The sequence below is a fragment of the Xylophilus sp. GOD-11R genome (assembly GCF_033546935.1).
Lineage (GTDB): Bacteria > Pseudomonadota > Gammaproteobacteria > Burkholderiales > Burkholderiaceae_C > Xylophilus.
In genome coordinates, this window is the sequence record NZ_CP137854.1 from 2276636 (window position 1) to 2294840 (window position 18205).

General features: G+C 64.1%; 20 protein-coding genes. All 20 read left to right on the top strand.

Going from position 1 to position 18205, the window contains the following annotated elements; genetic code table 11:
- The first annotated feature begins 12 nt into the window (after positions 1–12).
- The 20 genes from R9X41_RS10725 (at position 13) to R9X41_RS10820 (ending at position 18166) form a co-directional block, all read left to right on the top strand.
- Positions 13–630, top strand: coding sequence for an NADH-quinone oxidoreductase subunit C (locus R9X41_RS10725; protein WP_318634855.1), 618 nt, complete (start codon positions 13–15; stop codon positions 628–630).
- Between the two features lie 3 nt (positions 631–633).
- Positions 634–1887 carry an NADH-quinone oxidoreductase subunit D gene (locus R9X41_RS10730; RefSeq protein ID WP_318634856.1) on the top strand — a complete coding sequence of 418 codons (1254 nt, stop codon included), beginning with the start codon at positions 634–636 and terminating at the stop codon, positions 1885–1887.
- On the top strand, positions 1884–2414 hold the full coding sequence (gene nuoE / locus R9X41_RS10735; protein ID WP_318634857.1) for an NADH-quinone oxidoreductase subunit NuoE: 531 nt from the start codon (positions 1884–1886) through the stop codon (positions 2412–2414). Before R9X41_RS10730 ends, nuoE begins: the two co-directional genes overlap by 4 nt.
- Positions 2411–3769 (top strand): NADH-quinone oxidoreductase subunit NuoF, encoded by a 1359-nt coding sequence (gene nuoF / locus R9X41_RS10740; RefSeq protein ID WP_318634858.1) that lies wholly within the window; start codon positions 2411–2413, stop codon positions 3767–3769. The genes nuoE and nuoF overlap by 4 nt, the downstream gene beginning before the upstream one ends.
- Positions 3770–3788: 19 nt before the next feature.
- Positions 3789–5939, top strand: coding sequence for an NADH-quinone oxidoreductase subunit NuoG (gene nuoG / locus R9X41_RS10745; protein ID WP_318634859.1), 2151 nt, complete (start codon positions 3789–3791; stop codon positions 5937–5939).
- Positions 5936–7012: an NADH-quinone oxidoreductase subunit NuoH gene (gene nuoH, locus R9X41_RS10750; RefSeq protein WP_318634860.1), complete on the top strand. Its 1077-nt coding sequence runs from the start codon at positions 5936–5938 to the stop codon at positions 7010–7012. Before nuoG ends, nuoH begins: the two co-directional genes overlap by 4 nt.
- A 7-nt stretch (positions 7013–7019) precedes the next feature.
- Entirely contained in the window at positions 7020–7547 is a 528-nt protein-coding gene (gene nuoI, locus R9X41_RS10755; RefSeq protein WP_318634861.1) for an NADH-quinone oxidoreductase subunit NuoI, read from the top strand.
- Between the two features lie 33 nt (positions 7548–7580).
- Positions 7581–8222 (top strand): NADH-quinone oxidoreductase subunit J, encoded by a 642-nt coding sequence (locus R9X41_RS10760; RefSeq protein ID WP_318634862.1) that lies wholly within the window; start codon positions 7581–7583, stop codon positions 8220–8222.
- Positions 8219–8527 carry an NADH-quinone oxidoreductase subunit NuoK gene (gene nuoK / locus R9X41_RS10765; protein ID WP_318634863.1) on the top strand — a complete coding sequence of 103 codons (309 nt, stop codon included), beginning with the start codon at positions 8219–8221 and terminating at the stop codon, positions 8525–8527. Before R9X41_RS10760 ends, nuoK begins: the two co-directional genes overlap by 4 nt.
- Before the next feature lie 174 nt (positions 8528–8701).
- Complete coding sequence (gene nuoL / locus R9X41_RS10770; protein ID WP_318634864.1) at positions 8702–10837, top strand: NADH-quinone oxidoreductase subunit L; 2136 nt, start codon at positions 8702–8704, stop codon at positions 10835–10837.
- Between the two features lie 28 nt (positions 10838–10865).
- The gene (locus tag R9X41_RS10775; RefSeq protein WP_318634865.1) at positions 10866–12341 is read left to right on the top strand and encodes an NADH-quinone oxidoreductase subunit M; all 1476 of its coding nucleotides are present in this window, start codon (positions 10866–10868) and stop codon (positions 12339–12341) included.
- A gap of 23 nt (positions 12342–12364) precedes the next feature.
- Positions 12365–13849, top strand: coding sequence for an NADH-quinone oxidoreductase subunit NuoN (gene nuoN / locus R9X41_RS10780; RefSeq protein ID WP_318634866.1), 1485 nt, complete (start codon positions 12365–12367; stop codon positions 13847–13849).
- Positions 13850–13876: 27 nt separating this feature from the next.
- Positions 13877–14179, top strand: coding sequence for a DUF2818 family protein (locus R9X41_RS10785; protein WP_318634867.1), 303 nt, complete (start codon positions 13877–13879; stop codon positions 14177–14179).
- A 4-nt stretch (positions 14180–14183) separates the two neighbouring features.
- A complete protein-coding gene (locus R9X41_RS10790) occupies positions 14184–14843 on the top strand; it encodes an NUDIX domain-containing protein (RefSeq protein ID WP_318634868.1) in 660 nt (219 codons plus the stop codon).
- Complete coding sequence (locus R9X41_RS10795) at positions 14840–15334, top strand: DUF1178 family protein (protein ID WP_318634869.1); 495 nt, start codon at positions 14840–14842, stop codon at positions 15332–15334. Before R9X41_RS10790 ends, R9X41_RS10795 begins: the two co-directional genes overlap by 4 nt.
- A gap of 18 nt (positions 15335–15352) precedes the next feature.
- Complete coding sequence (locus R9X41_RS10800) at positions 15353–15526, top strand: hypothetical protein (protein ID WP_318634870.1); 174 nt, start codon at positions 15353–15355, stop codon at positions 15524–15526.
- Between the two features lie 160 nt (positions 15527–15686).
- Positions 15687–15884 carry a CsbD family protein gene (locus R9X41_RS10805; protein ID WP_318634871.1) on the top strand — a complete coding sequence of 66 codons (198 nt, stop codon included), beginning with the start codon at positions 15687–15689 and terminating at the stop codon, positions 15882–15884.
- Between the two features lie 224 nt (positions 15885–16108).
- Positions 16109–16603: a BON domain-containing protein gene (locus tag R9X41_RS10810; protein ID WP_318634872.1), complete on the top strand. Its 495-nt coding sequence runs from the start codon at positions 16109–16111 to the stop codon at positions 16601–16603.
- A 71-nt stretch (positions 16604–16674) separates the two neighbouring features.
- A complete protein-coding gene (locus R9X41_RS10815; protein WP_318634873.1) occupies positions 16675–17886 on the top strand; it encodes a PLP-dependent transferase in 1212 nt (403 codons plus the stop codon).
- 82 nt (positions 17887–17968) lie between these two features.
- A complete protein-coding gene (locus R9X41_RS10820; RefSeq protein ID WP_318635198.1) occupies positions 17969–18166 on the top strand; it encodes a hypothetical protein in 198 nt (65 codons plus the stop codon).
- The last annotated feature ends 39 nt before the right edge of the window (positions 18167–18205 follow it).

Genomic DNA, 18205 nt, shown 5'->3' on the forward strand with positions numbered 1-18205 from the left:
AACACCGACCCGATGACAGCCGAATCCTATGCAGTCGCCCCCGAGGCGCTGAAAGAAACCATCGTCGCCACCCTCGGTGACAAGGCCCGTCGTGTGGAAGTGCGCCTGGGCGAAGTCACCGTCATCGTGGCTGCCGAGCACTACCTCGACGTGATGCAGACCCTGCGCGACGCGCCCGGCTGCCGCTTCGAGCAACTCATCGACATCTGCGGCGTCGACTACTCCGCCTACCGCGACGGCCTCTACGAAGGCCTGCGTTACGCATCGGTGGCGCATCTGCTGTCGGTCAGCCTGAACCAGCGGGTCCGCGTCAAAGTCTTCTGCCCGGACGACGACCTGCCGGTCATCGCATCCGTGAACCATCTCTGGAATTCCGCCAACTGGTTCGAGCGCGAGTCCTTCGACCTCTTCGGCATCGTCTACGAAGGCCACGAAGATCTGCGTCGCATCCTGACCGACTACGGCTTCATCGGCCACCCGTTCCGCAAGGATTTCCCGCTCTCCGGCCATGTCGAGATGCGCTACGACGCCGACCTGCAGCGCGTGATCTACCAGCCGGTGAGCATCGAGCCGCGCGAGGTCACGCCCCGCATCCTGCGTGAAGACAACTACGGCGGCGGACTGCACTGAGCCATGGCTGAAATCAAGAACTACACCCTCAACTTCGGCCCGCAGCATCCGGCGGCCCACGGCGTGCTGCGCCTGGTGCTGGAGCTCGACGGCGAAGTCGTCCAGCGCGCCGACCCCCACATCGGCCTGCTGCACCGCGCCACCGAAAAGCTCGCTGAGCACAAGACCTTCATCCAGTCGCTGCCCTACATGGACCGCCTGGATTACGTCTCGATGATGTGCAACGAGCACGCCTACTGCCTGGCCATCGAGAAGCTGCTCGGGCTGGACGTGCCGATCCGCGCGCAGTACATCCGCGTGATGTTCTCCGAGATCACCCGCATGCTGAACCACCTCATGTGGCTCGGCTCGCACGGCAACGACTGCGGCAGCTCCACCATCCTGATCTACGCCTTCCGCGAACGCGAAGACCTGTTCGACATGTACGAGGCCGTGTCCGGTGCGCGCATGCACGCAGCGTATTTCCGGCCGGGCGGTGTCTACCGCGACCTGCCGGACACCATGCCGCAGTACACGGTCAGCAAGATCAAGAATGCGCGCGCACTGGCCCGCATGAACGAGAACCGCCAGGGTTCGTTGCTCGACTTCATCGAAGACTTCACCAACCGCTTCGATCACAACTGCGACGAATACCACACGCTGCTCACCGACAACCGCATCTGGAAGCAGCGCACCGTGGGCATCGGCGTGATGGACCAGACGCGTGCGCTCAATCTCGGCTTGACCGGTCCCATGCTGCGCGGCTCGGGCATCGCCTGGGACCTGCGCAAGAAGCAGCCCTACGACGCCTACGACAAGGTGGAGTTCGACATTCCGGTCGGCAAGACAGGCGACTGCTACGACCGTTACCTGGTGCGCATGGAAGAGCTGCGTCAGTCCAATCGCATCATCAAGCAGTGCGTGCAGTGGCTCAAGGCCAACCCCGGCCCGGTCATCACCGACAACCACAAGGTGGCCCCACCCGACCGTGAGTCGATGAAGGCCAACATGGAAGAGCTGATCCACCACTTCAAGCTTTTCACCGAAGGTTTCCACGTTCCCGAAGGCGAGGCCTATGCGGCGGTGGAGCATCCCAAGGGCGAATTCGGCATCTACCTCATGAGCGACGGTGCCAACAAACCCTATCGCCTCAAGATCCGGGCGCCGGGTTTCGTGCACCTCGCCGCGCTCGACGAGATGGCGCGCGGCCACATGATCGCCGACGCGGTCGCCGTCATCGGCACGCTGGACATCGTTTTCGGGGAAATCGACCGATGAGTTCGAACCACACCCATTCGGCCGCACCGGTCGCGGCCGTGCCACTGTCGGAGCAGGCCAAGGAACGCTTCGCCAAGGAAGTGGCCAAGTATCCGTACGAGCAGCGACAGTCGGCCGTGATGGCCTGCCTGGCGATCGCCCAGCAGGAGCAGGGCTACGTCAGCCAGGCCAGCGAGGCTTTCATCGCCGAGCTGCTCGGCATGGCCGAGATCGCGGTGCGTGAAGTCACCACCTTCTACAACATGTACAACCAGCAGCCGCTGGGCCGATACAAGCTGAACGTCTGCACCAATCTGCCTTGCCAGCTGCGCGACGGCCAGAAGGCGCTGCACCACCTCGAGAAGAAGCTGGGCATCACCATGGGCGGCACCACGGCGGACGGCATGTTCACGCTGCAGCAGAGCGAATGCCTGGGCGCCTGCGCCGATTCGCCGGTGATGCTGGTCAACGACCGCACGATGTGCAGTTTCATGACCGACGAGAAGCTCGATCAGCTGATCGACGGATTGAAGGGAGCCCAAGCATGAACGCCGAGCAGGTTCTTTCGCAGTTCCAGGCCACCGGGGTCCAGACCTGTTTTCATGGCCGCCACATCGAGCCGCAGATCTATGCCGGCCTCGACGGCACCAACTGGCGCCTGAAGGATTACGAAGCGCGCGGCGGCTATGCGGCCCTGCGCAAGATTCTGCAAGGCGCGGACGGCGCCGAGCCGATGACGCAGGACCAGGTCATCGCCATCGTCAAGGAGTCCGCACTGCGCGGCCGTGGCGGCGCGGGCTTTCCGACCGGCCTGAAGTGGAGCTTCATGCCGCGTGCGTTCCCGGGCCAGAAGTACCTCGTCTGCAATTCGGACGAAGGCGAGCCGGGTACCTGCAAGGACCGCGACATCCTGATGTTCAACCCGCACATCGTCATCGAAGGCATGATCATTGCCGCCTTCGCGATGGGCATCAGCGTGGGCTACAACTACATCCACGGCGAGATCTTCCAGACCTATGAACGCTTCGAGGAAGCGCTCGAAGAGGCGAGGGCGGCCGGCTACCTGGGCGATCGCCTGCTGGGCAGCAACTTCAGCTTCCAGCTGCATGCGCACCACGGCTTCGGCGCCTACATCTGCGGCGAGGAAACCGCGCTGCTCGAGTCGCTCGAAGGCAAGAAGGGTCAGCCCCGCTTCAAGCCGCCGTTCCCGGCGAGCTTCGGCCTGTACGGCAAACCGACGACCATCAACAACACCGAGACCTTCGCGGCGGTGCCCTGGATCATCCGCAACGGTGGCGCGGCCTACCTGGAAATCGGCAAGCCGAACAACGGTGGCACCAAGATCTTCTCGGTCTCGGGTGACGTCGAAATGCCGGGCAACTATGAAATCCCGCTCGGCACGCCGTTCACCAAGCTGCTCGAGCTCGCCGGTGGCGTGCGCAAGGGCCGCCAGCTCAAGGCGGTGATCCCGGGCGGATCGTCTTCGCCGGTGCTGCCCGCCGCCATCATGAACCAGTGCACGATGGACTACGACTCCATCGCCAAGGCTGGCTCCATGCTGGGTTCTGGAGCGCTGATCGTCATGGACGACTCGCGTGACATGGTGGAGTCGCTGTTGCGACTGTCCTACTTCTACATGCACGAGTCCTGCGGCCAATGTACGCCGTGCCGCGAAGGCACCGGATGGATGTGGCGGGTCATCGACCGCATCATGAACGAGCACGGCCGCGAGGGCGACCTCGACCTGCTCAACTCGCTGGCAGACAACATCCAGGGACGCACCATCTGCGCCCTCGGCGACGCGGCGGCGATGCCGGTGCGCGCCATGATCAAGCACTTCCGCCCCGAGTTCGAGGCGCTGATTCAGCAGAGGAAGAATTCCGCCGGCACGGCCCACGCCTGATCCAGCGAGAAGACACGACATGGTTGAAATCCAACTCGACGGCCAGAAGGTCGAAGTAGCCGAAGGCTGCATGGTGATGCATGCCGCCGAAAAGGCCGGCACCTACATCCCGCACTTCTGCTATCACAAGAAGCTCTCCATCGCCGCCAACTGCCGCATGTGCCTGGTGGAAGTGGAGAAGGCGCCCAAGCCGCTGCCGGCCTGCGCCACGCCCGTCACCAACGGCATGATCGTGCGCACCAAGAGCGACAAGGCGATCAAGGCCCAGCAGTCGGTGATGGAGTTCCTGCTCATCAATCACCCGCTCGACTGCCCCATCTGCGACCAGGGCGGCGAATGCCAACTGCAGGACCTGGCCGTGGGCTACGGCGGTTCCGCCTCGCGCTACGCAGAAGAAAAGCGTGTCGTCTTTCACAAGGACGTCGGCCCGCTGATCTCCATGGAAGAGATGAGCCGCTGCATCCACTGCACCCGCTGCGTGCGCTTCGGCCAGGAAGTGGCCGGCGTGATGGAGCTCGGCATGATCCACCGCGGCGAACACTCCGAAATCACCACGGTGATGGGCGACACGGTCGACTCCGAACTCTCGGGCAACATGATCGACATCTGCCCGGTCGGTGCGCTCACCAGCAAGCCCTTCCGCTACAGCGCCCGTACCTGGGAACTGTCGCGCCGCAAGTCGGTCAGCCCGCACGACTCCACCGGCGCCAACCTCATCGTCCAGGTCAAGAACAACGCGGTCATGCGTGTGCTGCCGCTGGAGAACGAGGCTGTCAATGAATGCTGGATCGCCGACCGCGACCGCTTCTCGTACGAAGCGCTCAACGGGGAGGAACGCCTGACGCAGCCCATGCTCAAGCAGGGCGGCGAATGGAAGACGGTCGACTGGCAGACCGCGCTGGAATATGTGGCCAACGGCCTGCGCCAGATCAAGGCAGACCACGGCGCAGCCGCCCTCGGCGCGCTGGTCAGCCCGCACAGCACGCTCGAAGAGCTGCACCTCGCCAACGCCCTGGTGCGCGGCCTGGGCAGCGACAACATCGACTACCGCCTGCGCAACGCCGACTTCACCCCGGCGCCTGCCGGCGCAGTGCGCTGGCTCGGCCTGCCGATCGCCGAACTGTCTTCGGTGCAGCGCGTGCTGGTCGTCGGCTCGAACCTGCGCAAGGATCATCCGCTGTTCGCGCAGCGCATTCGCCAGGCCGCTCGCAAGGGTGCGTCCGTCCATGCTGTCGGCGCAGCTGCCGAGTGGGCGATTCCCCTCGCCACCTCGGTCGTCGCATCGCATGACCAGTGGCTCGACACGCTCGGCGGCATCGCCGCGGCGATCGCAGCCGACAAGGGCGTTGCCGCACCGTCCAATGCCGAAGCGAACGACGCCACCAAGGCCATCGCCGCATCGCTTTCCGGCGGCAGCCGCAAGGCGATCCTGCTGGGCAACGGCGTGGCACACCATGCGCACGCCTCGCAACTCCTGGCCATCGCGCAATGGATCGGCGAGCAGACCGGCGCGAGCGTCGGCTTTCTCACCGAAACCGGCAACACCGTCGGCGCCCAGTTCGTCGGCGCAGTGCCCGGACAGGGCGGACTCAACGCCGCCGCCATGCTGGCCGGTGGCGTCAAGGCCGCGATCCTGCTGGATGTCGAAGCCGGCCTGGACACGGCCGTCTCCGGCAAGGCACTCGCCAACGCCGAGATGGTCATCACCATGAGCCCCTTCAAGGCCAACCTCGACATCAGCGACGTGCTGCTGCCGATCGCGCCGTTCACCGAAACCTCGGGCACATTCGTCAACGCCGAAGGCCGCATCCAGAGTTTCCACGCCGTCGTCAAGCCACGCGGCGAAGCGCGCCCGGCCTGGAAGGTGATCCGCGTGATCGCCAACCTGCTTGGACTGCCCGGCTTCGATTTCGAATCCTCGCAGGACGTGCTGGCTCAGGTTCGCAACGGTCTCGCGAGCGATGCCACCCACGTGCCGGCCGAGCGCCTGTCCAACGCCACCACCGTGGCCGCGAACAGCGCGAGCGGCTCCACGCCAGCACCGGTCGTCGCTTCCATCTACCAGCTCGACGGCATGGTTCGCCGCGCCGCGTCGCTGCAACTCACTGCCGACGCGCGCCTGGCCGCTGCGCCGGCCGCCATGGCCGCCGAAGAGGGCGTCGCAGCATGATCGACAGCATCTATAACGGAGGCCTGGGTCTGGTCTCGGTCGGCTGGTGGGCCTCCATCGTCTGGCCGGTCCTCTGGAGCCTGATCAAGATCATCTGCGTGCTGTTGCCCCTGCTGGGCGCGGTCGCCTACGCCACGCTCTGGGAGCGCAAGTTCCTGGGCTGGATCCAGGTGCGCCACGGCCCCAACCGGGTCGGCCCCTTCGGCCTGCTGCAGCCGATCGCCGATGCGGTCAAGCTGCTGACCAAGGAGCTTATCAACCCGTCGGCCGCGGCCAACGGCCTGTTCCGGCTCGGCCCGGTCATGGCCATCATGCCCGCGCTGGCCGCCTGGGTGGCGATTCCCTTCGGCCCGGACGTGGTGCTGGCCAACGTCAACGCCGGTCTGCTGCTGATCATGGCGATCACCTCGATCGAGGTGTACGGCGTGATCATCGCGGGCTGGGCTTCCAACTCCAAGTACGCCTTCCTAGGCGCACTGCGCGCCTCGGCCCAGATGGTGAGCTACGAAATCGCCATGGGCTTCTGCCTGGTGGTGGTGATCATGGTCACCGGCAGCCTGCATCTCGGAGACGTCGTGGCCGCGCAGGCCAAGGGCATCTTCGCCGACCGTGGCGTGAGCTTCCTGTCCTGGAACTGGCTGCCGCTGCTGCCGATCTTCATCGTCTACATCGTGTCGGGCGTGGCGGAAACCAATCGCCATCCCTTCGACGTCGTCGAAGGCGAGGCCGAGATCGTGGCCGGCCACATGGTCGAGTACTCGGGTATGGGCTTCGCCATCTTCTTCCTGGCCGAATACGCCAGCATGTGGCTGGTGTCCATCCTCGCGGTGCTGATGTTCCTGGGCGGCTGGCTGGCGCCGGTGGCCTTCCTAGACTTCATCCCGGGCTGGATCTGGCTGGCGGCGAAGACCTTCTTCGTGCTGTCGCTTTTCATCTGGATCCGCGGTACGTTCCCGCGCTTCCGTTACGACCAGATCATGCGTCTGGGCTGGAAGATCTTCATTCCGGTGACGCTCGTCTGGCTGCTGGTCGTCGGCGCCTGGATGCAGACGCCCTTGAATATCTGGAAGTAAAAACACGATGAGCGCCGTAGCCACACCTCCGTCCACGTCGTCGTCCGCGTTCTCGCTGCGCGACTTCTTCAAGAGCTTCATGCTCGTCGAGCTGTTCAAGGGCATGGCCCTGACCGGCCGCTACACCTTCCGTCGCAAGATCACGGTGCAGTTTCCGGAAGAGAAGACGCCGCTGTCGCCGCGCTTCCGCGGGCTGCATGCGCTGCGCCGTTACGACAATGGCGAAGAGCGCTGCATCGCCTGCAAGCTGTGCGAAGCCGTCTGTCCGGCGGTGGCGATCACCATCGAATCCGAAGTGCGTGACGACGGCAGCCGCCGTACCAGCCGCTATGACATCGATCTGACCAAGTGCATCTTCTGCGGTTTTTGCGAAGAAAGCTGCCCGGTCGATTCCATCGTGGAGACGCACATCCTCGAATACCACGGCGAGAAGCGGGGTGACCTGTACTTCACCAAAGACATGCTGCTGGCCGTCGGAGACCGCTACGAGAAGGAAATCTCGGCAGCGAAGGCGGCGGACGCCAAGTACCGCTAGGGCGCCTTCGAGGCATCCAAAAAAAGATCGACCATGGACGTAACCACCGGCTTCTTCTACCTGTTCTCGCTGGCGCTGCTCTTCGCGGCGTTTCGCGTGATCACCGCGCGCAACCCCGTGCACGCGGTGCTGTTCCTCATGCTGGCTTTCTCGCAGGCTTCGGCTTTGTGGCTGCTGCTCAAGGCCGAGTTTCTCGCCATCACGCTCGTGCTGGTCTACCTCGGCGCGGTGATGGTGCTGTTCCTGTTCGTGGTGATGATGATCAACCTGAATATGGACGGCCTGCGCCAGGGCTTCTGGAAGCACTTCCCCCTGGCGGCGGTCATCGGCGTGGTGATCGCCCTGGAAATGGCGTATGTGCTGCTGGGCGGTTTCCGCACCACCACGGCCGTGCCCTCTGCGCCCGGTGCGGTCGAGGTGTCGAACACCCAGGCCCTGGGTTACCTGCTCTACACCCGCTACCTGTATCCGCTGGAGATCGCCGCGGTGATCCTGGTGGTGGCCATGATCGCGGCCATCGCGCTCACCCTGCGCCGCCGCAAGGACACCAAGGCCATCGATCCGTCAGAGCAGGTGCGTGTGCGCGCTGCCGACCGCATGACGATCGTCAAGGTCGCGCCGACCCGCGCCGCGCCGCCGCCCGCACCCGCCGAACCCGTGGAGACCAAGGCATGACGCTCACCCTCGGACATTTCCTGGCGCTGGGCGCCATGCTCTTCGCCCTGTCGGTGATCGGCATCTTCCTGAACCGCAAGAACCTGATCGTGCTGCTGATGGCCATCGAGCTGATGCTGCTGGCGGTCAACATGAACTTCGTCGCGTTCTCGCACTACCTGAACGACATGCACGGCCAGGTCTTCGTGTTCTTCATCCTCACCGTCGCCGCAGCCGAGTCGGCGATCGGGCTGGCCATCCTGGTGCTGCTGTTCCGCAATCGCTCCAGCATCGCCGTCGATGAACTGAACACCCTCAAGGGCTGACCATGGACCACCGACCGTCTTCGCGTACTTCGTGTCGCTTCGCCAACCCGCTGCAGGGCGGCCATGCTGGCGGACCGGCGAAGCCGGCTGTGCGGCGTTCCGAGACAAACGTCGCCTCCGGTGCCGCCCTGCGGCAGCAACGCGGTTCAGTGGGAATCTGAGAACAAAAATACGATGAGCGCAACCCTTTCCGCTTCAACCCTGCTGGCGATCCCGCTGGCTCCCCTGGCCGGCGCCATCCTCGCCGGCATTCCCGGCACCATGTTCGGCGGCAACGCCCTCGGCCGCCGCGCCAGCCACACGTTGACCATCCTGGGGGTGTTCATCGCCTTCGTGCTGTCGGCATTCACGCTGCGCGACGTGCTGGTTGACGGCGCGCGTTTCGACGCCACCATCTACGAATGGATGACCGTCGGCACACTGAAGATGGAAGTGGGCTTCCTCATCGACAGCCTGACGGCCATGATGATGTGCGTCGTGACCTTCGTCTCGCTGATGGTCCATCTCTACACCGTCGGCTACATGGCCGAGGACGAGGGCTACGACCGCTTCTTCGCCTACATCTCGTTGTTCACCTTCTCCATGCTGATGCTGGTGATGAGCAACAACCTGCTGCAGCTGTTCTTCGGCTGGGAAGCGGTGGGCCTGGTTTCCTACCTGCTGATCGGCTTCTGGTTCACCCGCTCGACCGCGATCTTCGCCAACATGAAGGCCTTCCTGGTGAACCGGGTCGGTGACTTCGGCTTCATCCTGGGCATCGGTCTGATCGCTTCCTACACCGGCACGCTGCACTACGGCGAAATCTTCGCCAAGGCCAACGAACTCGCCACGCTGACCTTCCCCGGCACCGGCTGGATGCTGGTCACGGTCATCTGCATCTGCCTGTTCATCGGCGCCATGGGCAAGTCGGCGCAGTTTCCGCTGCACGTCTGGCTGCCCGACTCGATGGAAGGCCCGACCCCCATTTCCGCGCTGATCCACGCCGCCACCATGGTGACGGCCGGCATTTTCATGGTGAGCCGCATGTCGCCGCTGTTCGAGCTGTCCGACGCGGCGCTCAACTTCATCCTGATCATCGGCTCGATCACCGCGCTGTTCATGGGTTTCCTGGGCATCATCCAGAACGACATCAAGCGCGTGGTGGCGTATTCGACGCTCTCGCAGCTCGGCTACATGACTGTCGCGCTTGGCGCCTCGGCCTATTCGGTCGCCGTGTTCCACCTGATGACCCACGCGTTCTTCAAGGCGCTGCTGTTCCTCGGCGCCGGCTCGGTCATCATGGGCATGCACCACAACCAGGACATCCGCTGGATGGGCGGCGTGCGCAAGTACATGCCGATCACCTGGATCACCTCGCTGCTGGGTTCGCTGGCGTTGATCGGCACGCCGTTCTTCTCGGGCTTCTACTCGAAGGACAGCATCATCGAAGCGGTGCACGAAAGCCATCTGCCGGCGGCCGGCTTCGCCAACTTCGCGGTGCTCGCCGGCGTGTTCGTCACGGCTTTCTACTCGTTCCGCATGTACTTCCTGGTCTTCCATGGCAAGGAACGCTACGACCAGAATCCCGACGCCCATGGCCACGGCCATGACGACCACGCCGCGCATGGCCACGGACACGACGACGGCCATGCACACGACGACGCGCATGCGCACCACGAAGAAACCGTGTCGGCCGGCCACGAAGAAAGCCACGACCACGGCCACGGCGGCAAGCCGCACGAATCACCCTGGGTGGTTACCGTGCCGCTGGTGCTGCTGGCGATTCCGTCGGTCGTCATCGGCTTCATCGGCATCGGCCCGATGCTTTTCGGCGACTTCTTCAAGAACGTTATCTTCATCGACGAAGCCAAGCACCCGGCCATGGCCGAGTTGGCCGAGGCCTTCCATGGCCCGGTCGCCATGGCGCTGCATGGCCTGAGCACCATGCCGTTCTGGCTCGCGCTCGCGGGTGTGGTGGTGTCCTACTACATGTACATGGTCAACCCGGCGGTGCCGGCAGCCATCAAGCGCGCCTGCCATCCGATCTACGTGCTGTTCGAGAACAAGTACTACCTGGACTGGATCAACGAGAACATCGTCGCCCGCGGCGCACGTGCGCTCGGCACCGGTCTGTGGAAGGGGGGCGACCAGGCTTTGATCGACGGCGCCATCGTCAACGGCTCGTGGAAGCTGGTGGGGCGGGGCGCGAATCTGCTGCGCGGCCTGCAGTCCGGCTATCTCTTCCATTACGCGCTGGTGATGATCGTCGGCATCTTCGTGCTGCTCACGTATTTTGTGTGGCACGACCAGTTCATGGCGCTGTTCCGCTGACCCGGTTACCAGAAGGAAAACGATAAAAATGGGCTGGTTGAGTCTCGCCATCTGGACGCCGATTGTTTTCGGCGCCATCTCTCTGTTGCTGGGCCGTGAAGGCCAGCAGAATCTCGTTCGGTGGTTCGCGCTGCTGGGTTCGCTCGTCGGCCTCGCCGTGACCTTGCCGGTCGTCTTCGGCTTCAAGGTCGGCACCGCGGCCATGCAGTTCGTCGAACGCCACTCCTGGGTGGAACGCTTCAACATCCACTACCACCTCGGGGTGGACGGGTTGTCGATGTGGTTCGTGCCGCTGACGGCCTTCATCACCGTCATCGTGGTGATCGCCGCGTGGGAGGTCATCACCGACCGGGTGCACCAGTACATGGGTGCGTTCCTGATCCTGTCGGGGCTGATGATCGGCGTGTTCGCCTCGCTCGACGGCATTCTGTTCTACACCTTCTTCGAAGCGACCCTGATCCCGATGTACTTGATCATCGGTATCTGGGGCGGCCCGAACAAGATCTACGCGGCGTTCAAGTTCTTCCTGTACACGCTGCTCGGCTCGCTGCTCACGCTGGTCGCGCTGATCTTTCTGTACAACGCCTCGGGCGGCAGTTTCGACATCGCGACCTGGCATCGCCTGCCGCTGTCGATGACGGCCCAGACGCTGATCTTCTTCGCCTTCCTCGCGGCCTTCGCGGTGAAGGTTCCGATGTGGCCGGTGCACACCTGGCTGCCGGATGTGCACGTCGAGGCTCCGACCGGTGGCTCGGCCGTGCTGGCCGCCATCATGCTGAAGCTCGGCGCCTACGGTTTCCTGCGCTTCTCACTGCCGATCGCACCCGACGCCGCCCACCACTGGGCCTGGCTGATGATCACCTTCTCGATCGTCGCCGTGATCTACGTCGGCCTGGTCGCGATGGTGCAGAAGGACATGAAGAAACTGGTGGCCTATTCGTCGGTCGCGCACATGGGCTTCGTCACCCTGGGCTTCTTCATCTTCAACGACCTCGGCATGGCCGGCGGCATCGTGCAGATGATCGCGCACGGCTTCGTGTCGGCGGCGATGTTCCTGGCGATCGGCGTGCTGTACGACCGCGTGCATTCGCGTGACATCGCGGCCTACGGCGGCGTGGTCAACAAGATGCCCCGCTTCGCTGCCTTCGCGCTGCTTTTCGTCATGGCCAACTGCGGCCTGCCGGGTACCGCCGGTTTCGTCGGCGAATGGATGGTGATCCTGGCGGCAGTCAAGTTCAACTTCTGGATCGGCCTGCTGTCGGCCACCGCCCTGATCCTGGGCGCCGCCTACTCGCTGTGGATGTACAAGCGGGTCTACCTCGGCCCGGTCGGCAATCACCATGTCGAGGAACTCACCGACATCGGCGGCCGCGAATTCTTCATCATGGCGCTGCTGGCCATTGCCACGCTCTACATGGGTCTGTACCCCAAGCCCTTCACCGACGTGATGGATGCTTCGGTGGCGAACCTGCTGCAACACGCCGCTCAGTCCAAGCTGCGCTGACCGAACGAAAAGAAGACTGACGTATGGAATCCTTCGGCTGGGCTACCCTGTACCCGGAAATTCTGCTGCTCGTGGCGGCCTGCGTGATCGCGCTGGTCGACCTGCGGGTGACGGACACGCGCCGCACGCTGACTTATGTGCTGACGCTGCTCTCCATCGCTGCCGCCTCGCTCATCGCGGGTGTGCAGGCGGCGAGCGGCACTTCGAGCTACGGCTTCTCCAACATGGTGGTCAACGACCCCATGGGCAACTGGCTCAAGTGCTTCGCCGGTATCGCCATGATGATGACGCTGGTCTACGGCCGGCCCTATGCGGCCGACCGTGACATGACGCGCGGAGGCGAGCTGTTCACCCTTGGCATGTTCAGCCTGCTGGGCATGTTCGTGATGATCGGTGGCAACAACTTCCTGGTGATCTACCTGGGGCTGGAATTGCTCACGCTTTCGAGCTATGCGCTCGTCGCGCTGCGCCGTGACAACGGCATCGCGACCGAAGCCGCCATGAAGTACTTCGTGCTCGGCGCCATGGCCAGCGGCTTCCTGCTCTATGGCCTGTCGATGCTCTACGGTGCGACCGGTTCGCTGGACATCGGCCAGGTGATCAAGGCGGTTTCGACCGGCCAGATCCGCCACCAGGTGCTGGTCTTCGGCCTGGTGTTCATCGTCGCCGGCCTGGCGTTCAAGTTTGGCGTGGCACCGTTCCATATGTGGATTCCGGACGTGTACCAAGGCGCGCCTACCGCGGTCACGCTGATCATCGGTGGCGCCAGCAAGCTGGCGGCCTTCGCGATGCTCATGCGCCTGCTGGTGGAAGGCCTGCTGCCGCTGGCCTTCGACTGGCAGCAGATGCTGGCGGTGATGGCAGTGTTGTCGCTGGTGGTGGGCAACTTCGCGGCCATCGCGCAAACCAACTTCAAGCGTCTGCTGGCGTACTCCACCATTTCGCAGATGGGCTTCGTGCTGCTGGGCCTGATGTCCGGCGTGATCAACGGCAACGCCTCGTCGGCCTACAACGCCTACAGCTCGGCCATGTTCTACATGGTCACCTACGTCATGACCACGCTGGCTTCCTTCGGCGTGATCCTGATGCTGGCCAAGGAAGGCTTCGAGAGCGAAGAGATCTCCGATCTGGCCGGACTGGGCCGTCGCAGCCCGCTCGCCGCCGCCGTGCTGTCGGTCTGCATGTTCTCGCTGGCCGGCCTTCCGCCGCTGGTGGGCTTCTACGCCAAGCTGTCCGTTTTGCAGGCGCTCATCACGACCGGCCAGCCGCTCTACACCGGCCTCGCGATCTTCGCCGTGGTGCTTTCGCTGATCGGCGCGTTCTACTACATCCGGGTCGTCAAGGTCATGTATTTCGACGCGCCCATTCAGCAACCGGTGGGCCAAGCGCCGGCCGATGTTCGCTGGGTGCTGACGATCAACGGCGCCCTGGTGCTGGTGTTGGGCCTGCTGCCGAGCGCGCTGATGAAGCTGTGTGCGGACGCCATCGTGCGGACCCTCGGTTCCTGATCGGCCGCGACAAGGCTCGGGACGCCAGTGGCTCAACATTTTTCGGTCTGGCTGGTTCTGCTGACGGCCTTGCTGGCCGCCAACATGCCTTTCGTCACCGAGCGGGTGCTGGGGTTGGTGGCGCTAAAGCGTCGCAAGCCGGTCTATGCGCGTCTGCTGGAACTGTTGCTCCTGTATTGCGTGGCGGGTGGTGTGGGGCTGTTCCTGGAAGACCGGGCCGGCCAGATCGCTCCGCAAGGATGGGAGTTCTACGCGGTGACCGGTGCCTTGTTCCTGACCCTCGCGTTTCCGGGCTTCGTCTGGCGGTATCTGCTGCGTCGCAAGGACTGAAATCATGGCCGCTTCCCCGGATTCCGAGAACACGAGCGACGCCCACCTGCTGGAACGCCGCGTTTCGCGTGAAAACCTGTTCCGCGGCAAATTCCTCGAAGCGTGGCGCGATACGGTCGCCATGCCCGACGGTCGCACCGCGACGCGTGAATATGTCATTCATCCCGGTGCGGTCGTCATCGTTCCGATCATCGACACGCCGGATGGCTTGAAGCTGGTGCTCGAGCGCCAGTACCGCTATCCGATCGAGCAGGTCATGATCGAGTTTCCGGCCGGCAAGCTCGACGCGGGTGAGCGCATTTTCGACTGCGCCCGCAGGGAACTGCTCGAAGAAACGGGCTACCAGGCGACGGAGTGGGCGAGGGCCGGCACCATGCATCCGGTCATTTCGTATTCCACTGAATTCATCGACATCTGGTTCGCACGCGGCCTCTCGCTCGGCGAGCGGTCGCTGGACGAGGGCGAGTTCCTCGACGTGTTCCTTGCATCGCCCGACGAGCTCGCGCAGTGGTGCCATGACGGTTCGATCACCGACGCCAAGACCATGACCTGCATGCTCTGGCTGCAGAACGTGCTGGCGGGGGTCTGGTCACTCGATTGGCGCTCCGCAGAAACCTGCGATGCGCAGGAAGTGCTGCAGCCGCGGAAAACGTTCGGCACGTGAAGGTTCTCGATCTGCGATGCGGTGCGCATCACGCCTTCGAAGGCTGGTTCGGTTCCGAAGATGACTTTCGCGACCAACTCGGTCGTGGTCTCGTGACGTGCCCGGTTTGCAGCGACAGCGCCGTCGTGCGCATGCCGTCTGCGCCGCGTCTCAATCTCTCCGGTTCCCGGTCGGGCAACGAAATGATCGCCAGCCGTCCGACGGAAACAGAATCCGATGCGCGACCGAAGGCGGCCGCGTCGGCGGCCGAGCTCGGGGCCGGCATGCACGCGGCCCGGCAGGCCGAACTGTGGAAGATGGCGCGCGAGGCGGTCCGCAACACCGAGGATGTCGGAGCGCGATTCGCAGAAGAAGCCCGGCGGATCCACCACGGCGAAACGCAGGCACGCGGCATTCGGGGACACGCTACCGGGGAGCAGGTGCGCGAACTGCTCGAGGAGGGCGTCGGCATCGTTGCCTTGCCCGACGCGCTGAAGGAAACCCTGCAGTAGTCGCTGCAGGACCATTTCATGGACCAATTGATTCCTGTCGTCGTCGGTGTCGTCTCCCTGGTGGTGACGGCGGTGGCCGCCCGGCTGCTGCGCCGCTGGATGCTGCGCCGCGCCGCCCGGAAGCGAGAGGCAGCCATGCCGGCAGCAAGCCGGCAGGTCCGCCGGGCGCAGGAACGCCGCCGCCGGGGTTGAACCGGGACGCACGCCATGAGCGTGGAGGTGCTTTCAAAAGCGCTTCCGCTTGTCCTACATCATCATCAGCAGGCTCCGACCCCGCCTGCTCGGGACGGTTTCTACATTGAATTCAACAGCAGCCGGTCGGCCGCTGCGGAACTCTCAAGAAGGAAACGCCATGAACAAGCATCAAGTCGAAGGTCGTGTGGAACAAGCCAAGGGCGCCGTCAAGGAAGTTGCCGGCAAGGCCGTGGGCAATGACCGCCTGCAAGGCGAAGGCATGGCCGACAAGGCAGCCGGCAAAACCCAGGCCACCTACGGCGATGCCAAGGAAAACCTGAAGGACAACGTCAAGAAGTCCGTCGACAAGCTCTGAGCAGATACCCCGCCATGTGCATCGGTAGCGAGGCCGTTTCGGCCCAACGCCCGACGAACCCCGATAGCCGCACGACCGCTGGTCGTGCCCCGCTTCGGGGTTTTGTCATCGTTACGCGCAACAAGACCGAAGGCAGCGTACAGCGCAGGTCGGATCACCCGACGGCGCGCCGGGAAGCGCGTGCGTCCTGAGGCGCCAGCGGTGGAGGAGGTGAAAGAATAAATATGCGGAATATCGCAACATGCAAAGCGCAGCGCCATCGATGGGCGCTGCTGCCGCTTTTGGCGTCGTTGGGATTGGCACTGAGTGCCTGCAGCCCCAACGACAACGCGAGCACGCCCGGCCAGAAAATCGACGCTGCCATCGCCAAATCCAAGGACGTCGCTGCCGACGTGAAGGTGGAGGCGCAGACAGCACTTTCCAACGCGCAGGCACGGATCAAGCAGGATGGTCCGAAGGTGGAAGAACGGGCCAAGGACGTGGCCTCCACTACCGAGAGGGTCATCGATGATGTCGCGATAACGGCGCAGATTTCAGCGAGTCTGGCCAAGGACTCCGAACTCAGTGCGCTCAAGATCGACGTGGACACCAAGGATGGCGCGGTGATTTTGCGCGGGCCGGCGCCTACTACTGCAGCGCGGGACCGTGCGGCCGACCTGGCCCGTGCCGTGACCGGCGTTCGAACGGTAGACAACCAACTGGTCGTCAAGGCGGGTTGATTCGAGCAGCCGAGGGGCGGTAATGCCGCGATGCCGAGCAGGCCATCTTCAGCCCCCGTTAGGATGAGACGATGACGCAAGACATCGCCACCGCTCTCATTCACCATCCTTACCGACCACCGTCCGAATTCGAAGCGCTGCAGCCCGGCGTGTTCAAGGCGTCCACGGTATTTTTTCCGAACGTCGCGGCGCTCGAGGCGCGCGAATGGCGCGATAAGTCGGGCTACACCTACGGCCTGCACGGTACCCCCACCACCTTCATTCTCGAAGAGCGCATCGCCAGTCTGGAAGGCGGCCTGCAGTGCCTGCTGGTGCCCAGCGGTCTGGCGGCCATCGCGTGCGTGTCGCTGTCCTTGCTCAAGACCGGCGACGAAGTGCTGATACCGGACAACGTGTACGGCCCCAGCAAGACGCTAGCTGCCGGTGAACTGGCGGCGCTCGGCGTTTCGTTCCGTGTCTATGACGCCATGAACCCGGCGTCACTGGAAGCGGCGCTGTCGCCCCGGACGCGGCTGGTGTGGCTCGAAGCGGCTGGCTCGGTCACCATGGAGTTTCCCGACCTGCCTCGCCTGGCGGGCATTTGCCGCGCGCGTGGCGTGACCACGGCGCTGGACAACACCTGGGGCGCGGGCCTGGCTTTCGCGCCGTTCGATCTGGTGGGTGACGGCACGGGCGTCGATATCTCGGTGCATGCGCTCACCAAGTATCCGAGCGGTGGCGGCGACGTGCTCATGGGCAGCATCGTCACCCGCGACGAAGGCGTTCACATGCGAATCAAGATGACCCACATGCGGCTGGGCCTCGGCGTCGGCGCCAACGATGCCGAAGCGGTGCTGCGGGCCTTGCCGAGCGTCGCGCTGCGCTACCGCGCGCAAGACCAGGCGGCACGCGAACTGGCGACCTGGCTGGGATCCCGGGCCGAAATCGCGCAGGTGCTGCATCCGGCCGTGGCGGGGTCTCCGGGCCACGAGCACTGGCAGGCTCTCTGCGGCTCACGCGGTGGCCTGGCCGCCGGCATCTTCTCCATCGTGTTCGACGCCGCCTATTCACGCGAACAGGTCAACGCCTTCTGCGATGCGCTTCGCCTGTTCCGCATCGGCTATTCGTGGGGCGGACCGATCAGCCTGGTGGTGCCGTACGACATCGACTCCATGCGCGACGCATCCGTGGCGCCGTGGCCGCACGCAGGCCGGCTGGTGCGCCTATGCATAGGCCTGGAAGGGGTAGAGGACCTGCGACTGGACTTGCTCCGGGCGCTGGCTACACTGGCCCCTGCGAACTGATTTGCAGCTTGCGTGCCATCGGGCACGCAAATCGATCACCAGCATGCTTCCCCCGGGCCGCATGCCACAACAGGAAGACCGCGTGGCAACACCAAACTACGGATACGAAAAGCGCCAGAAGGAGCTTGCCAAGAAGCGCAAGAAGGAAGACAAGCTCAAGGCGAAGGCCGAACGCAAGACGACTCCGAACGGAGGCGAAATCGACGAAGGCAGTGACGGCGGCGGCGAGTCGATCGGCACGACCGACGAGGCTGTCGGCACCGACCCCAAGACGGAGTAAAGCGCCCACGGCCTTGTCGCCCCGCACTTGCAAGCGGCC